The sequence below is a fragment of the Psychrobacter immobilis genome (genome assembly GCF_003148585.1).
Lineage (GTDB): Bacteria > Pseudomonadota > Gammaproteobacteria > Pseudomonadales > Moraxellaceae > Psychrobacter > Psychrobacter immobilis.
On record NZ_QGGM01000005.1, the window covers coordinates 89,075 to 103,984 of the forward strand.

12 protein-coding genes are annotated in these 14,910 nt (G+C 43.7%); 4 read left to right on the plus strand and 8 right to left on the minus strand.

Annotation, left to right across the window (positions count from 1 at the left end; all coding sequences use genetic code 11):
• Window positions 1-400 precede the first annotated feature (400 nt).
• The 4 genes from C8D84_RS06170 to C8D84_RS06185 form a co-directional block, all read right to left on the minus strand.
• Window positions 401-991: a L,D-transpeptidase family protein gene (locus C8D84_RS06170; RefSeq protein ID WP_109590813.1), complete on the minus strand. Its 591-nt coding sequence runs from the start codon at window positions 989-991 to the stop codon at window positions 401-403.
• A gap of 143 nt (window positions 992-1,134) precedes the next feature.
• Window positions 1,135-1,926, minus strand: a complete 792-nt coding sequence (locus C8D84_RS06175) for an SDR family NAD(P)-dependent oxidoreductase (RefSeq protein ID WP_109590815.1) — start codon at window positions 1,924-1,926, stop codon at window positions 1,135-1,137.
• A 75-nt stretch (window positions 1,927-2,001) separates the two neighbouring features.
• A complete protein-coding gene (locus tag C8D84_RS06180; protein WP_109590817.1) occupies window positions 2,002-3,726 on the minus strand; it encodes an AMP-binding protein in 1,725 nt (574 codons plus the stop codon).
• Window positions 3,727-3,940: 214 nt separating this feature from the next.
• On the minus strand, window positions 3,941-5,071 hold the full coding sequence (locus C8D84_RS06185) for a DNA topoisomerase IB (protein ID WP_109590819.1): 1,131 nt from the start codon (window positions 5,069-5,071) through the stop codon (window positions 3,941-3,943).
• 187 nt (window positions 5,072-5,258) lie between these two features.
• Here C8D84_RS06185 and C8D84_RS06190 point away from each other — a divergent pair, with 187 nt between their 5' ends.
• Window positions 5,259-5,711 (plus strand): GNAT family N-acetyltransferase, encoded by a 453-nt coding sequence (locus C8D84_RS06190; protein ID WP_109590821.1) that lies wholly within the window; start codon window positions 5,259-5,261, stop codon window positions 5,709-5,711.
• 108 nt (window positions 5,712-5,819) lie between these two features.
• On the opposite strand, the gene ppnP is transcribed toward C8D84_RS06190, so the two are convergent.
• The 3 genes from ppnP to C8D84_RS06205 form a co-directional block, all read right to left on the minus strand.
• The gene (gene ppnP, locus C8D84_RS06195; RefSeq protein WP_045445514.1) at window positions 5,820-6,104 is read right to left on the minus strand and encodes a pyrimidine/purine nucleoside phosphorylase; all 285 of its coding nucleotides are present in this window, start codon (window positions 6,102-6,104) and stop codon (window positions 5,820-5,822) included.
• 36 nt (window positions 6,105-6,140) lie between these two features.
• Window positions 6,141-7,236, minus strand: a protein-coding gene (gene prfB, locus C8D84_RS06200; RefSeq protein ID WP_095849321.1) for a peptide chain release factor 2 whose coding sequence is annotated in 2 segments (ribosomal slippage) — window positions 6,141-7,163 and window positions 7,165-7,236 — 1,095 coding nt in all. Because the reading frame shifts where the segments join, the coding sequence is not laid out codon by codon here.
• 116 nt (window positions 7,237-7,352) lie between these two features.
• Window positions 7,353-8,054: an HAD family hydrolase gene (locus C8D84_RS06205; protein ID WP_109590823.1), complete on the minus strand. Its 702-nt coding sequence runs from the start codon at window positions 8,052-8,054 to the stop codon at window positions 7,353-7,355.
• Window positions 8,055-8,322: 268 nt separating this feature from the next.
• Between C8D84_RS06205 and C8D84_RS06210 the strand changes: the two genes are divergently transcribed.
• The gene (locus tag C8D84_RS06210) at window positions 8,323-8,772 is read left to right on the plus strand and encodes a hypothetical protein (protein WP_109590825.1); all 450 of its coding nucleotides are present in this window, start codon (window positions 8,323-8,325) and stop codon (window positions 8,770-8,772) included.
• Window positions 8,773-8,874: 102 nt separating this feature from the next.
• On the opposite strand, the gene C8D84_RS06215 is transcribed toward C8D84_RS06210, so the two are convergent.
• Entirely contained in the window at window positions 8,875-9,411 is a 537-nt protein-coding gene (locus tag C8D84_RS06215; protein WP_109590827.1) for a gamma carbonic anhydrase family protein, read from the minus strand.
• A gap of 411 nt (window positions 9,412-9,822) precedes the next feature.
• Between C8D84_RS06215 and carA the strand changes: the two genes are divergently transcribed.
• Both carA and carB read left to right on the plus strand, forming a co-directional pair.
• Window positions 9,823-11,055: a glutamine-hydrolyzing carbamoyl-phosphate synthase small subunit gene (gene carA, locus C8D84_RS06220; protein WP_109590829.1), complete on the plus strand. Its 1,233-nt coding sequence runs from the start codon at window positions 9,823-9,825 to the stop codon at window positions 11,053-11,055.
• Between the two features lie 206 nt (window positions 11,056-11,261).
• Window positions 11,262-14,531, plus strand: a complete 3,270-nt coding sequence (gene carB, locus C8D84_RS06225) for a carbamoyl-phosphate synthase large subunit (protein ID WP_109590831.1) — start codon at window positions 11,262-11,264, stop codon at window positions 14,529-14,531.
• Window positions 14,532-14,910 lie beyond the last annotated feature (379 nt).

A 14,910-nucleotide genomic window follows, 5' to 3' on the forward strand; every position in this document is an offset into this window, starting at 1 on the left:
GGATGCAACATAAAATACCGAACGCGCAGCATTTAAAACATAGCGCTTATCGTTAGTTTTATCGTGTCTCAATCACCGTTAGTTGTTATATATATAGGGTATAACATACAAGATTTCAACCTACTTGTGCAAGTTGTCAATCAATATCTATGACTTATTAGTAAATACTGAAAAATAGTAAGATTTTATATAGGTAAAAACCTTACCCATAGCAATGATATTATCACAAACTATCAATAGGCACACTAAGAGAATATTTCAAGAGGATAAATAAAAAAAAACAACTAAAAGAGAGGCTTGCTCAACAATGAAAGGCAAGCAAGAGACAGCTATAGCAAAGATTTTAATGCGCTGTAACTGCTAGAAATGTACTACACGATAGCCAGCATTAACATAACGCTCATTCTACAATTTCTATCGATGTACCAACCTTAACTGCCGCCATAATCTCATCCATCTCATTATCAGTGACGGCAATGCAACCATCGGTCCAATCACGTTGTTGGTTAATCCACGCTAGATGACCGAAGCCGTTCATCTGCCCATGAATCATAATATCGCCACCAGGATGGACGCCGCGTGATCGTGCCCGAGCTTTGTCAGCAGCATTGGGGTAGCTTATATGAATGGAGCGATGGGCAATAGAGTTCTCATTCTTATAATCTAAGATGTACGCCCCCACGGGTGTACGCTCATCGCCTTGCTGCTGTTTATGACCAACCGGACTATCCCCTAGCGCAATACGATAGGACTTAATGACTTTATCACCACTCAACAGCTGCAAAATATGATCGGATTTATCGACAAAAACTTTATCGATAACCACCGTACTAGAAATAGGCTGACCATTATTGCCTGTACTTTTTGCATCGGAGGAGGCTGTTTTGACATACCCTATCGCACTGTTGCTCATAATGGTGGTCAGTCCCAGTCCTATCACAACGAACAATCGACGCGGCTTTTTGCTAAAATGTAGAGAAAAAAATGACATAGGCTTTAATAACTCCGTTTGGCGTTAAAGAGTGAAATGGCAACATACCACGCTATTAATTTACCAAAGCACCATGCCAGTTTTTGTGAAAATTTCATGGATAACATTAGGAACTTTTGAACATAAAAACTTCGTTAATACCATTACACCATACGAATCGCGCCATCTAAGCGAATGACTTCTCCATTGAGATAGGCATTATCAATGATATGCATGACCAACTTGGCAAACTCATTGGGATTGCCCAGACGCTTAGGATAAGGTACGCCTGCCTCTAGTTGTTCGCGCGCTTTTTCAGGGATAGTCTCCATCATCGGTGTGGCAAAGACGCCCGGCGCGATAGTCATGACGCGAATACCATGACGTGCCAGCTCACGTGCTAGCGGTAAAGTCAGACCGACGACACCAGCTTTTGACGATGAATAGCTTGCTTGCCCTACTTGCCCATCAAAAGCTGCGATAGAAGCCGTATTAATAATGACGCCATTATCAGCGTTCTTCTCTATGGGGCTGTCTGCGTTATTGGCATTTGCTACACGCTTTGCAATACTGGCTGCGACCAAACGCGCGACATTAAAAGAACCGACAAGATTAATATTGACGCCGCGACTAAAATTATCGAGATCTGCTGGGTTATTATCACGATCCAGCAGCTTTTGCACCACAGCGATGCCCGCACAGTTGATAGACCCTTGTAAGCCGCCAAATTCTTTTTCAGCCGTATCCACAGCCGCTTGCACCTCATCACCACTGGTCACATCACAGCGTGTAAAGCGAACGTTATCGCCTAGTTCCGCCACCAACGCTTGACCAGCTGATTCATTAAGATCTGCGATGACGACGTTACCGCCTTGCTTGACAATAGCACGAACCACTGCCTCTCCCAAACCTGATGCACCGCCTGTGACCAAAAAGCTCCGTTGTTCAATGTTCATAATTATTCCTTTTATTAATATTTTTATCAGTCATCGATTTTTATCTTAACCTGACGATATGAGTGCATTGCTTCATTAAGCCGTAGACAAACTGCGCAGCAAAAAGCGCTGAATTTTACCACTTGGGGTTTTTGGCAACTCTTTTACAAACTCAACTTCGCGCGGATAAGCGTGAGTTGATAGACGTCTGCGGACTAAGTCTTGAATCTCTTTGGCAATCTCGTCCGCACCTTCGATACCGTCTTTTAGCACCACATACGATTTAATGGTATGACCACGCACTTCGTCTGGCACTCCAACTGCCGCTGACTCTGCAACTGCCTCATGCTCGAGCACGGTATTCTCCACATCCGTAGGCCCTACGCGGTAACCTGCGGTGATAATAATGTCATCATCACGCCCTGAAAACCAATAGCTGCCATCACTGTGACGCTCAACCACGTCGCCTGTTAAATAGTAATCATCAGCGAAGGCGTCTTTTTCGTTCCAGCTATAACCACGGAAATAAAACGCGGGCGATTGACTGACCACTACGGCAAGCTGTCCTTGTTCACCATCAGCTAATATATTCATATCATCATCTAACACTACCAATGTGTGCCCCGGTAGCGCCATGCCCATCGAGCCAACTGGACATTCATGTGCTAATGCATGGTGCTCACAGCAAGTCATACCCGTTTCGGTCTGCCCGTACTGATCGCAGACTTTGCAGTTTAGATAAGTTTCCACCCAATTGACCACTTCGGTATTTAAGGTCTCGCCTGCTGAATTGGCACAGCGCAATGATAGTTTAGCCTCATTGTCATTACTATTATCATGGTGAGATTTTTCAAACACGCCACTCGATTTCATCATCCGAAACGCTGTAGGTGAGGACGCTAAATTACTAATCTTATGACGTACCATAAAGTCGCGGGTATTTTGTGCATCAAAGCCAGCTTCATTAAAATACGTTGTTACCCCTAATAACAAAGGTCCTGTAATCGCATAATAAAGACCGTATGCCCAGCCGGGATCAGCCATGTTCCAGTAATTATCATCCGCTCGCAAGTCAATCGCATAGCGCATGTAGAGATAAAACGCTGAGAGCGCACTTAGCGGCACACTAACGCCTTTTGATTTACCAACCGTACCCGAGGTAAACATTTGCAGGAAGGGAGCATCGGTATTTAATGAAACCGCGTCTACCGTTTGCGACTGCGTTGCGACCTTTTCAGCGTAGCTATCATCACCCCAGCTTTGCGCATCTACCTTGCTACCAACCAGCACCATTTTGGTTTGCTTCGCTAAGTCGTCAAACTTGCCACGATTGTCTTGATTGGTAAAAACCACTTTGGTATTGGATTTGTCCATTCGATACTTAATCGAATCATAGCCAAAGGCGGTAAATAACGGTTGATAAACCGCGCCGATCCGCCAAGTCGCGAGTACAATGGTGAGCAGCTCAGGAGTGCGAGGTAACATGGTTGCCACTTGGTCACCAACTTGTACGCCATAAGACAACAATAAATTGGCGACTTGTGCGCTTGCCTTATCAAGCTCAGCAAAGCTCATGCGCGTTACATTGCCCGATGTATCTTCGTGCACCAGTGCAATATTATCACCGCGATCATCACGCACATGACGACCACAACATGCCATATAAGCGTTCAAGCGATCGTCTAAATGCTCGCCAAATATCTCTGTTAATAGCGCGTTCATATCAAAATTATGATAGTAATCGCTGTAGCTCATTGGCGGGTGTGCAGTATGATTTGAAGCGGTATTTACGACTGATAGGTCTGTAGAAGAGGTGTTCATAAGCTAATCCTTTAGCAATAGCAGGTAACGGGCGAAATAAGAGCATTGTCAGCAGAAAAACGGGCATATCCTAGCAACTGTTTTTTCTGCTTGTTCGCACATATCAATGTGCATAGACTCTATTAGTAACGCATTTTAATATTTATTTCAATACATAACGTATCATTTTTATAATTCAATCACAAACTCTTGATGGAACTTTATTTCAAATCACTCAGCAGCCACTTAAAAATCCCAGCAGCGCCTTTTCTTCATAACTTTGATGCTGTTTAGTACGTCCACGGCGCGCTTGTTTATAAGATTCAAAGAACTGCCCCGCCAAAAAGCGCTCTATAATAATGGGATTAATATAAGATATTCGGCAGACAGCAGGGGTATTGCCCAGCTCATCAGCGACACTTTTTACCATAACAGTCACCAGTTGCTGACGTTCTTTGCTCTCAGGTTCACTGGATAAAATTGCTTTGCCAGACTTGGTTTGTAGCTCATCATAAAGGTAGCTTGCTGCCAGCACACTGGCCATCCAAGTACGAAAGTCCTTTGCGCTATATAAATTACCGCTATACATCTCACTGTCACGACCATGACCGCTAGTATGCGTGCGTAGATAGTCGTTGATATCGCTACTGTCGACGACTTGTTTATGACCCTTGTCATCCAAATATTTAAAAATCTGATAACCAGGTAACTCAGAACATGCCTGTACAATCTCAATCAAACGCTCATCTTGCAATTCAATATGATGCTCTTTGGCACTTTTTCCGACAAAGTCAAACGCCAGTCCGTTATCGGTTTCGCTCACGTGTTTACTGCGTAAAGTACTCAAACCATAGCTTTTATTGAGCTTGGCATAGCGGCTGTTACCGATACGAATCAATGTCGTTTCTAATAGTTTGACCACTGCTGATAAAACATTTTCACGGGATAATGATTTAGCTTTCAAATCTTTTTCGACTTGTGCACGTAGATTCGGCAATGCTCTAGCGAAGCCTATCATGGCATCGAACTTGGCTTGGTCACGTACGCGATCCCACTCAGGGTGATACAGATACTGTTTTCGTGCTTTGTCATCGCGCCCCGTCGATTGCAAGTGCCCTTTATCATCTTGGCATATCCAAACCTCCGACCACATCGGCGGTATCACTAGCGCATCAAAACGCTGTCGCAACGCTTTGTCTTTGACCGTTTTGCCTGTGGCATCCTTATAAGTAAACCCGCGCCCCCAACGCCTACGCGTAAACCCAAGCTCATCATCACTGACATAGCGCAGATTAGCAAGGCGAGCGAGTTTTTCATAATCATGGCGTATGTCTTGCGTGGTTGTTTGGTCATTTAGCGTCGCCATAATACATACTCGATTGATAAAATAGTTGTTTTAGCATAATGAATTGTGATGGTTTTTGCTGTTTATTTGCCACGAGCAAAGTGTAATTGATGTGTAAAAAAACACGCTTAAAAGGGTTCTAAATAATGAGATTATGAGCCATAATTTGATAACAATAACAATAACAATTTAATTTGAATAAAACACAATGAAAAATACTTCTATAAAGATAGCAGCATTATCTAAAGCCGATTACGAATTTTGGTTACCTTTGTGGCAAAACTATCTAAAATTTTATGAGACCAGTTTGCCATCAAGTACCACCCAAAACACGTGGCACAGTTTGCTCGATAGTAACGTGCCGATTTATGGTTTTGGTGCTTGGCAGGACGGCAAGTTAGTAGGTATAACCCATGTGGTGCTACATCCTAATACTTGGAATATCACTGAATGCTGTTATTTAGAAGATTTATATATCAATGAACAGGTACGCGGACAAGGCGTAGGACGAGTACTGATTGAAAAGGTATATGAGTTCGCTCGTAGTAAAAACTGCAACCGTGTATATTGGACGACACAAGAAGGCAACACCACGGCGCGCAAACTCTATGACGCAATCGCCACTCAAACAGACATGGTGCAATATCGTAAAAACTTATAATGGTTGTCCAATACTTTATGACTCAAATTTATCTCAAAATGCAACCATAAAAAAACGCCAAGCGTTAAACACTTGGCGTTAATCTGTTGACTACTACTCTAAAAATGCTTATTTACCATAAACACATAAATAAGCCGTTTCTACTGCCACTTTTACTTGAAACTTCTGATTGGCTTCAACGGTAAATTGCTCACCTGCATTAAAGGTTTGCCACTCATCACTTTCTGGCAATTTGACCGTCAATGCACCACTGACTACACTCATGGTTTCAAATTCGCTGGTACCAAACTCGTATTCACCAATCTCCATCACGCCAACTGTTGCAGGCTTAGTTGCCGTTTGAAAGGCAATAGAAGTGACTTTATTATCAAAATAACTGTTAACGCTTGGCATAATTTTCCTTAATTAAATATTAGTTACTATTTTATTTTACAATCCTGCTTTTAGACTCGCTTCAATAAACTGATCGAGGTCGCCATCGAGTACTGCACCAGTGTTAAAGGTTTCAACGCCAGTACGCAAGTCTTTGATACGCGAGTCATCAAGTACATAAGAGCGAATTTGACTGCCCCAGCCAACGTCTGACTTGCCATCCTCGACCGCTTGCTGAGATTCCATCCGTTTTTGCATCTCAAGCTCATAAAGCTTAGCGCGTAACAACTTCATCGCCGTCGCTTTGTTCCCATGCTGGCTACGCTCATTCTGACAAGTGACCACCACGCCACTTGGCTCGTGGGTGATACGTACCGCAGAATCGGTCGTGTTCACATGCTGACCACCCGCACCCGATGAGCGATAAGTATCAATACGCAAATCTGCTGGATTGATGTCAATCTCGATATTATCATCAATTTCAGGCGATACAAAAACGGCAGCAAACGAGGTATGACGACCGTTATTGCTATCAAATGGCGATTTACGGACTAAGCGATGCACGCCGATTTCGGTACGTAACCAACCAAAAGCATAATCCCCTTTAATCTCAATCGTTGCTGATTTAATACCAGCCACGCTACCAGAAGATACCTCAATGACCTCAACTTTGAAACCATGCGATTCCGCCCAGCGGGTATACATACGCAACAGCATCTCCGCCCAATCCTGCGCTTCGGTGCCGCCACTACCCGACTGGATATCTAAGTAGCAGTTATTAGGATCCATCTCACCGCTGAACATGCGACGGAATTCTAAATCAGCAACGCGTTTCTCCGCATTGTCGAGCTCTGCTTGCACATCCGCCAGCAAGGATTCATCCTCTGCTTCTACCGCCAGCTCCAGCATGGTAGACGCATCTTCCAATGTGCTCTCAAGCGACACCACAACATCGATGACGCCATCAAGCTGGCTTTTTTCTTTATTAATTTTAGTCGCACGCTCTGGATCATTCCATAGCTCGGGGTTTTCTAACTCTAAATTGACTTCTTCTAGGCGTTCTTGCTTACCATCGAAGTCAAAGATACCTCCGCAAGTCCTGCCCACGCTCTGATAAATCTTTGATTCGTTCTTGATACGGATTGATTTCCATAAGGTTTCCTGTCTTTTTAAATAAATATCTCACTGATATGGCGCTATTTTAAATGAGATTGACGATAAATAGTTGGCTAATTATGACTGGCTTTATATTAAATAACGTTAAACCGCCTAAATCGACCAATCCTCTACTGCCCAGCGATGCGACAATGCATGAGCATGTAGCGCATCGTCGGGTGACACGCAAATAGCCACATCCGCCCATTCGAGCAATGGAATGTCATTTTTGGAGTCTGAGTAGGCATAAGTTTTATCAAAATCCATACCCGCTGATTTTCGCTTATCTATCCATTTATTGAGATGGTAAATTTTACCTTCTTTAAAATTAGGCTTATCCGTTAATTTGCCGGTATAGCGCTCGTTTTTTATTTCAAGTGGCGTCGATAGCACATTGGCGTCTTCAATACCGAAACGCTTGGCAATGGCTGATACTACAAAGTTATTGGTGGCAGAAATAATCACCACTTCATGACCCTTCTCGACATGATGACAGAGCACCTCCATGGCTTTTGGGCGAATGTGCGGCTCGATTTCCGTCTTAATATAATCTTCGCGCAGCTCATGCAATCTATCCATCGGCAAGCTACTCAAAAACTGCGCCACAAATTCATTATATTCCGTCGCATCAAGCGTACCTTCGATATAGTCTTGGTAAAACTTTTGATTGGCCGTGCGGTATTGCGCTTCATCGACGAGGTCGTGTTTGATGATATACTCGCCCCATAAATAGTCACTATCGACGTCGAGCAAAGTATGATCTAAATCAAAAAGTGCCAGCTCTTTTGGAGAAAGTTGAGCTTGTGTTGCCTGCATAATGAGACCTTATTATTGTTTGTTGAAAGACAGAAATACAACTGGTTTTTAATAACCTTCGCTTTGGAGATAAATAATGATATGAAAAAATTTCTCAATAATTTTTCGTGAATACTACTGTTTACCAAACAAAATTATGGTAACTTTATTTATATAACTTGTGGTTAGGGCGTATCCTCAATCTGAACGAAAGCGCCTAAATGAGCTAAAAATAGTAATACGCCCTAGTATCTGTTTTGCTTACTTCATAATTAAAATAGAGAATCGCATGGAAGCGCCTGATGTCAAAAATGTTTTGCCAAGTAAAACGCGTCGCCCTGCCCGTTCGATCAAAGAAATCAGACAACGTCAGTTGGGTAAAAGCTATCAATCACCTTTCGACCGTATACTGTATGCGCTCTTAAATGGTGTGATGTACGGCGTTGGCGGTTTACTGATCGATCTTGCTATTGTGGTTATTCGCTCAATAGCTGGTATAGGTAATGGCGACGTTTTTTGGTTATTCACCCCATTTATGTTGGTCGTAGGCGCAATCATGGGTTTTATCGTTGGTAAAAATGCTGGCGCTGAAAGCGTCAATGCGCTCAACATCAACGAAACAACCAATCATAACGCTTACCTTAATGACTACTCTATACGCCACGATATTTTTCGTGGACTGATTATTGGTATTATCATTTTTGCCATTATTTGGCTAGTCATGATGCTCATGGCATAAATTGTTAGCATAAAAAGCCTCTATGTAAGGATGGTTTGCCTGATTCATATAAAAACAACAGATCAATATCAGACAATTCATGGATTCTTTATAAATTTCTGCTTAATCAGGCATGGCTACTTCTGTTAAGCCCGTTTTAAATTTTTGACAACGCTCCGCATAATGCATCGCTGATAATTTCAACATCGCTGCTTGCTCGTCCGTTAAGGTTTTGACCACCTTTGCAGGCGCACCCATGACGAGTGAGTTGTCTGGAATCTCTTTGCCTTCAGTGACCAACGCCTTAGCACCAATAATGCAATTTTTACCAATTTTGGCATTATTCAATACCACTGCACCGATACCAATCAAACTGTTATCACCGACTTCGCAGCCGTGCAGCATCGCTAAATGCCCAATGGTGACATAATCACCTATTTTGACCTCAATGCCTGCATCAGTATGAATGACGCTGTTTTCTTGCACATTACTATAATCGCCGATATGAATGCGTTCATTGTCACCGCGAATCACTGCCCCAAACCACACGTTAGCTTGATGACCCAAATAGACATCGCCTATCACTCGTGCTGAGTCTGCGACCCAACCATTAAAAGGTGCCGCAAATTCGGGTACCTTGTCTAAATATTGATAAATCATAACGGCTCCTTGTTATATATAGTAATGAAATAGGTCAATCATAAGAACCGGATATCTCGATTTGCTGTCCATTGTGGCAAAGCCAAAAGGGAAAATCCAGCGCTATTAATGGCTAATAATTAAAGGCATACTTTTCAATCTAAAAATCGGCTGGCTATCTGCGGACATATTGTATATAATGCGCAAAATCTGTGCCTAAGCGAGCGGACATGATGCAAGTTACCTATTCACTATCTAGTGGGTTTTGTAGTTTCCATCAATAATGTCTTCTCGCTTTTTTGTGGAAAAATTTTGGGTTTAGGTGTTTTTTAGTATCTATTAATAGCAATTTTTGCGATACAAAAAGCCGCGTTCAATCCAAAATTTCATCATGGAAATCATGGCACTCACTAATAACAGCGGAGGCAAACCTTGAATTCATCGGCAGAAATACAAGCAATTTTGGCATTAGCAGACGGTACGATTTTTCGCGGTGTGAGTATCGGCAGTCTCGGTCATCGTGTCGGTGAGGTGGTGTTTAATACAGCCATGACAGGGTACCAAGAAATCCTAACCGACCCAAGTTATGCGCGCCAGCTGGTCACCCTAACCTATCCGCACATTGGCAATACCGGTACCAATAGCGAGGACACTGAGTCTGGCAATGGTCATCAAGTATGGGCAGATGCTCTCATCATCCGTGATGCTACAATGGTCACATCAAACTTCCGTAACTCAGAATCATTAAGCGATTATTTATCACGTAACGATACCGTTGCAATCGCTGAGATTGATACCCGTCAATTGACTCGTCTACTACGTGATAAAGGCGCACAAAATGGCTGTATTATGACCGCCTCAGACGGCGAGACAATCAGCGCTGCTGACGAGCAACAAGCCATCAAATTGGCACAAGAGTTTGCTGGTATCGAAGGCATGGACTTGGCAAAAGAATGCTGTACTAAAGAGACGTTCGAATGGACAGCAGGTACGTGGGATTTATCAGATACCCTACTTAACCGTGATGCCATTGGCAGTCATGATAGCGGTACAGGCGGATTTTTCAAGCAGTTGGGTACGCATATCGATTCTAAATACAATGTCGTCGCTTATGATTTCGGTAGCAAAACTAATATCCTGCGTATGCTGGTTGACCGCGGCTGTCATGTAACCGTCGTTCCTGCACAAACGCCTATCGCAGATGTGCTGGCGATGAACCCAGATGGTATCTTTTTATCAAACGGTCCTGGCGACCCTGCAGCCTGCGACTATGCTATCGATGCCGTACGTCATATCATTGAAAAAACTGATGTGCCAACCTTTGGCATCTGTTTAGGTCATCAGCTGATCGGTCTAGCTAGCGGTGCAAACACCATTAAAATGAAAACCGGTCATCACGGCGCCAACCATCCAGTTCAAGATTTAGCGACTGGCACAGTTATGATTACCAGTCAAAATCATGGCTTTGCGGTTGATGAAGACACGCTGCCTGCTAACGTTAAATCTACCCATCGCTCACTATTTGACGGCACCAACCAAGGTATCGAGCTGACCAACAAGCCAGTCTTTAGCTTCCAAGGTCATCCAGAAGCCAGCCCCGGCCCGCATGATTGTGCGCCACTGTTTGATAAGTTTGCAGATATGATGGCAAAGGCTAAAGCTTAAGCAGTTAATCAGCTTTTAAGTATCAGTCATTAGCACACAGTAAGTATTCGTTATACAGCTTAGATCACCCATGATGGTTTAAGCTGAGCCACGCAAAATATCGTTTTATTAAAGTGGTGTTTTATTAAAATATAGCACTGTTCAAATACGATTTTAGCCGAATATAAATCAATTAAAATATCATACTAACGAAGGTAGCCCTAACTATGCCAAAACGTATCGACATAAAAAGCATTCTTATCATAGGCGCAGGTCCTATCGTCATCGGTCAAGCATGTGAGTTTGATTATTCGGGTGCACAGGCCTGTAAAGCGCTAAAAGAAGAAGGCTATCGCGTCATCTTGGTCAACTCAAACCCTGCGACCATCATGACTGACCCTACCATGGCGGACGCGACTTATATTGAGCCAATCACTTGGCAGACCGTTGAGCAAATCATTGCTAAAGAACGCCCTGACGCCATCTTGCCAACCATGGGTGGTCAGACGGCGCTAAACTGTGCCTTAGAATTAGACAAACACGGCGTCTTGACCAAGTACAACTGCGAATTGATTGGCGCGACCAAAGACTCAATCGAGATGGCAGAAGATCGCAACTTGTTCGATAAAGCCATGAAGCGTATCGGCCTTGAATGCCCGCGCGCTGAAACTGCTGAGACCATGGAAGAAGCCTTTGCCACCCAAGAAAAAATGGGCTATCCGTGTATCATTCGTCCGTCGTTCACCATGGGCGGTTCAGGCGGCGGTATCGCGTATAACCGCGATGAATTTATCGAGATTTGTGAGCGCGGCTTTGACTTATCACCAAACCATCAATTGCTCATCGATGAATCATTAATCGGTTGGAAAGAGTATGAGATGGAAGTGGTTCGTGACAAAAACGACAACTGCATTATCATTTGTGCGATTGAGAACTTTGATCCAATGGGTGTGCATACGGGCGACTCAATCACGGTTGCGCCAGCACAAACTTTGACCGACAAAGAATACCAAATCATGCGTAATGCCTCATTGGCAGTACTGCGTGAAATCGGCGTTGAAACAGGCGGCTCAAACGTTCAGTTCGGTATTAACCCTGATACTGGTCGTATGGTCGTCATCGAGATGAATCCACGTGTGTCACGCTCATCAGCATTGGCGTCAAAAGCCACTGGCTTCCCGATTGCCAAAATCGCGGCAAAACTAGCGATTGGTTATACGCTTGATGAATTGCAAAATGACATCACTGGTGGCAAAACGCCAGCCAGCTTTGAGCCTGCGCTTGATTATGTGGTCACAAAAATTCCACGTTTTAACTTTGAAAAATTCCCACAAGCCGATAGTGTGTTATCTACACAAATGAAATCGGTTGGTGAAGTCATGGCGATTGGTCGTAACTTCCAAGAATCGATGCAAAAAGCCTTACGCGGTATGGAAACTGGCAATGATGGTTTTGATGAGCAAATTGACTTTGCTGCTATCAAAGACGGTAATCTGAGCATTGAAAAGGCACGTAGCGAAATCACCAATCGCTTAACCATTCCAACGCCTGAACGTATTTATTATATTGCGGATGCTTTCCGTATCGATATGAGCGTCGACGAAGTATTCAACTTAACCAAAATCGATCCATGGTTCTTGGTACAAATCGAAGATATCGTGAAAACTGAAGCAACGGTGAAAGCATTGGGTTTTGGTGGTTTAACTGAGAAGAACCTACGCAGCTTTAAACGTAAAGGTTTATCAGATTTGCGTTTAGCAAAACTCCTTGGTGTCTCACAAAAGCAACTACGTAAAAAGCGTTGGGACTTAAACGTCTATCCAGTCTATAAGCGCGTCGATACCTGCGCGGCAGAATTTGCCACCAGCACCGCCTATATGTACTCAACCTACGATAGCGAATGTGAAGCCAACCCAACGAATAACAAGAAAATCATGGTTATCGGTGGCGGTCCTAACCGTATCGGTCAAGGTATCGAGTTTGACTATTGCTGTGTACACGCAGCCCTTGCTATGCGCGAAGACGGCTACGAGACCATCATGGTCAACTGTAACCCTGAAACGGTTTCAACCGATTATGACACTTCTGACCGTCTGTATTTTGAACCAATCACATTAGAGGACGTGTTAGAAATCGTCCGTATCGAAAATCCTGATGGTGTGATTGTGCAGTTTGGTGGTCAAACACCATTGAAACTGGCGCGCGCCCTTGAAGCTGCTGGCGTCAAAATCATCGGTACTAGCCCTGATGCAATTGACCGCGCAGAAGACCGCGAACGCTTCCAACATATGATTCAACAGCTGAATCTTATCCAACCAACCAACGCCTTAGCGACGAGCTTAGAAGATGGTTTGGTCAAGGCAAAAGACGTTGGCTATCCGCTGGTAGTACGCCCATCTTACGTATTAGGTGGTCGTGCGATGGAAATCGTCTATAACGAAGACGAGCTAAGACACTACTTGCGTACGGCGGTTCAAGCGTCAAACGAAGCGCCTGTCCTACTAGATCGCTTCTTAGACGATGCGATCGAAGTCGATGTCGACTGCGTTAGCGATGGTACTGACGTCGTGATTGGCGGTATCATGCAGCATATCGAACAAGCTGGCGTGCACTCTGGTGACTCCGCGTGTTCATTGCCACCTTACTCATTGTCTGATGAGCTGTGCGATGTGATGCGCGCGCAAACGGTCGCCATGGCAAAAGAGCTTGGTGTTGTAGGTTTAATGAACGTCCAGTTTGCCGTAAAAGGTGAAACGATTTATATCTTAGAAGTGAACCCTCGCGCTGCCCGTACCGTGCCGTTTGTCTCTAAATGTATTGGTACTTCTTTAGCGCAAATCGCGGCGCGCTGTATGGCTGGCACCTCATTGAAAGACCAAGGCTTTACCACTGAAATCGTTCCAGCATTTTTCGCGGTCAAAGAAGCGGTATTCCCGTTTGCAAAATTCCCTGGAGTTGATCCAATCTTGAGCCCTGAGATGAAATCAACCGGTGAAGTGATGGGCGTCGGTAAAACCTTTGGCGAAGCATTTTATAAAGCCATTATCGGTAGTAATGAGCGTCTGCCAGGTCTACCGACCGAAGGCGAAACCAAAACTGTCTTTATCTCAGTACGTGATAGTGACAAAGCACAAATCGCCCCTATCGCTCGCCAGCTTGTCGACTTTGGTTTTAACATTGTATCAACCACTGGTACGCAAAAAATATTGAGCGACGCCGGTATTGAGTGCAAGCAAATCAATAAAGTTACCGAAGGTCGCCCGCACATCGTCGATGCCTTGAAAAATGGTAAAATCGACCTTATTATCAATACCACTGAAGGCAAACAGGCACAAGAGGATTCATTCTCTATCCGACGTAGTGCCCTGCAAGGTAAAGTATTTTATGTGACAACCTTAGGCGCGGCAGACGCGGTTTGTAAATCTTATGCCATTGACCTACCGTTTGAGGTCTATAAGCTACAAGATTTGCACGAACAAGCAAAGACTATTGCTTAGCTCTATTGACTTAGCAGCTTAATTTCAGTAGATTAAGCATAACGGCAACGCTCGTTTAACAGCGGATGCAAAACTTGTTATCGATTTTTATATAACAGTAGTGCTTTAAAAAACGTACGGCTTAAAAAAGCAGTACTTTAAAAAAATAAAGTTTTAAAAAGATAGACCTAAAAAGCATAGTGGCTAAACTGCGACTATGCTTTTTATTACGTAAGGTTAAAGTGTCTTGTTTGTCAGTGTATCCATGCTCACAGATAAGCGCGTGTTTGGTTGTTACGCAGTCTAAACCTCATTCTTTTTATATCTTCACATACTCATTGCAACAACACTGACACCATCTCACTATTCACTAAAGAGTAGGAGATGGTGTGGTGTTATT

What these genes read in the sequence shown, in the direction of transcription:
- C8D84_RS06170 (WP_109590813.1), bottom strand. Translation starts at nt 991, where the DNA reads ATGTCATTTTTTTCTCTACATTTTAGCAAAAAGCCGCGTCGATTGTTC.
- C8D84_RS06175 (WP_109590815.1), bottom strand. Translation starts at nt 1,926, where the DNA reads ATGAACATTGAACAACGGAGCTTTTTGGTCACAGGCGGTGCATCAGGT.
- C8D84_RS06180 (WP_109590817.1), bottom strand. Translation starts at nt 3,726, where the DNA reads ATGAACACCTCTTCTACAGACCTATCAGTCGTAAATACCGCTTCAAAT.
- C8D84_RS06185 (WP_109590819.1), bottom strand. Translation starts at nt 5,071, where the DNA reads ATGGCGACGCTAAATGACCAAACAACCACGCAAGACATACGCCATGAT.
- C8D84_RS06190 (WP_109590821.1), top strand. Translation starts at nt 5,259, where the DNA reads ATGAAAAATACTTCTATAAAGATAGCAGCATTATCTAAAGCCGATTAC.
- ppnP (WP_045445514.1), bottom strand. Translation starts at nt 6,104, where the DNA reads ATGCCAAGCGTTAACAGTTATTTTGATAATAAAGTCACTTCTATTGCC.
- C8D84_RS06205 (WP_109590823.1), bottom strand. Translation starts at nt 8,054, where the DNA reads ATGCAGGCAACACAAGCTCAACTTTCTCCAAAAGAGCTGGCACTTTTT.
- C8D84_RS06210 (WP_109590825.1), top strand. Translation starts at nt 8,323, where the DNA reads ATGGAAGCGCCTGATGTCAAAAATGTTTTGCCAAGTAAAACGCGTCGC.
- C8D84_RS06215 (WP_109590827.1), bottom strand. Translation starts at nt 9,411, where the DNA reads ATGATTTATCAATATTTAGACAAGGTACCCGAATTTGCGGCACCTTTT.
- carB (WP_109590831.1), top strand. Translation starts at nt 11,262, where the DNA reads ATGCCAAAACGTATCGACATAAAAAGCATTCTTATCATAGGCGCAGGT.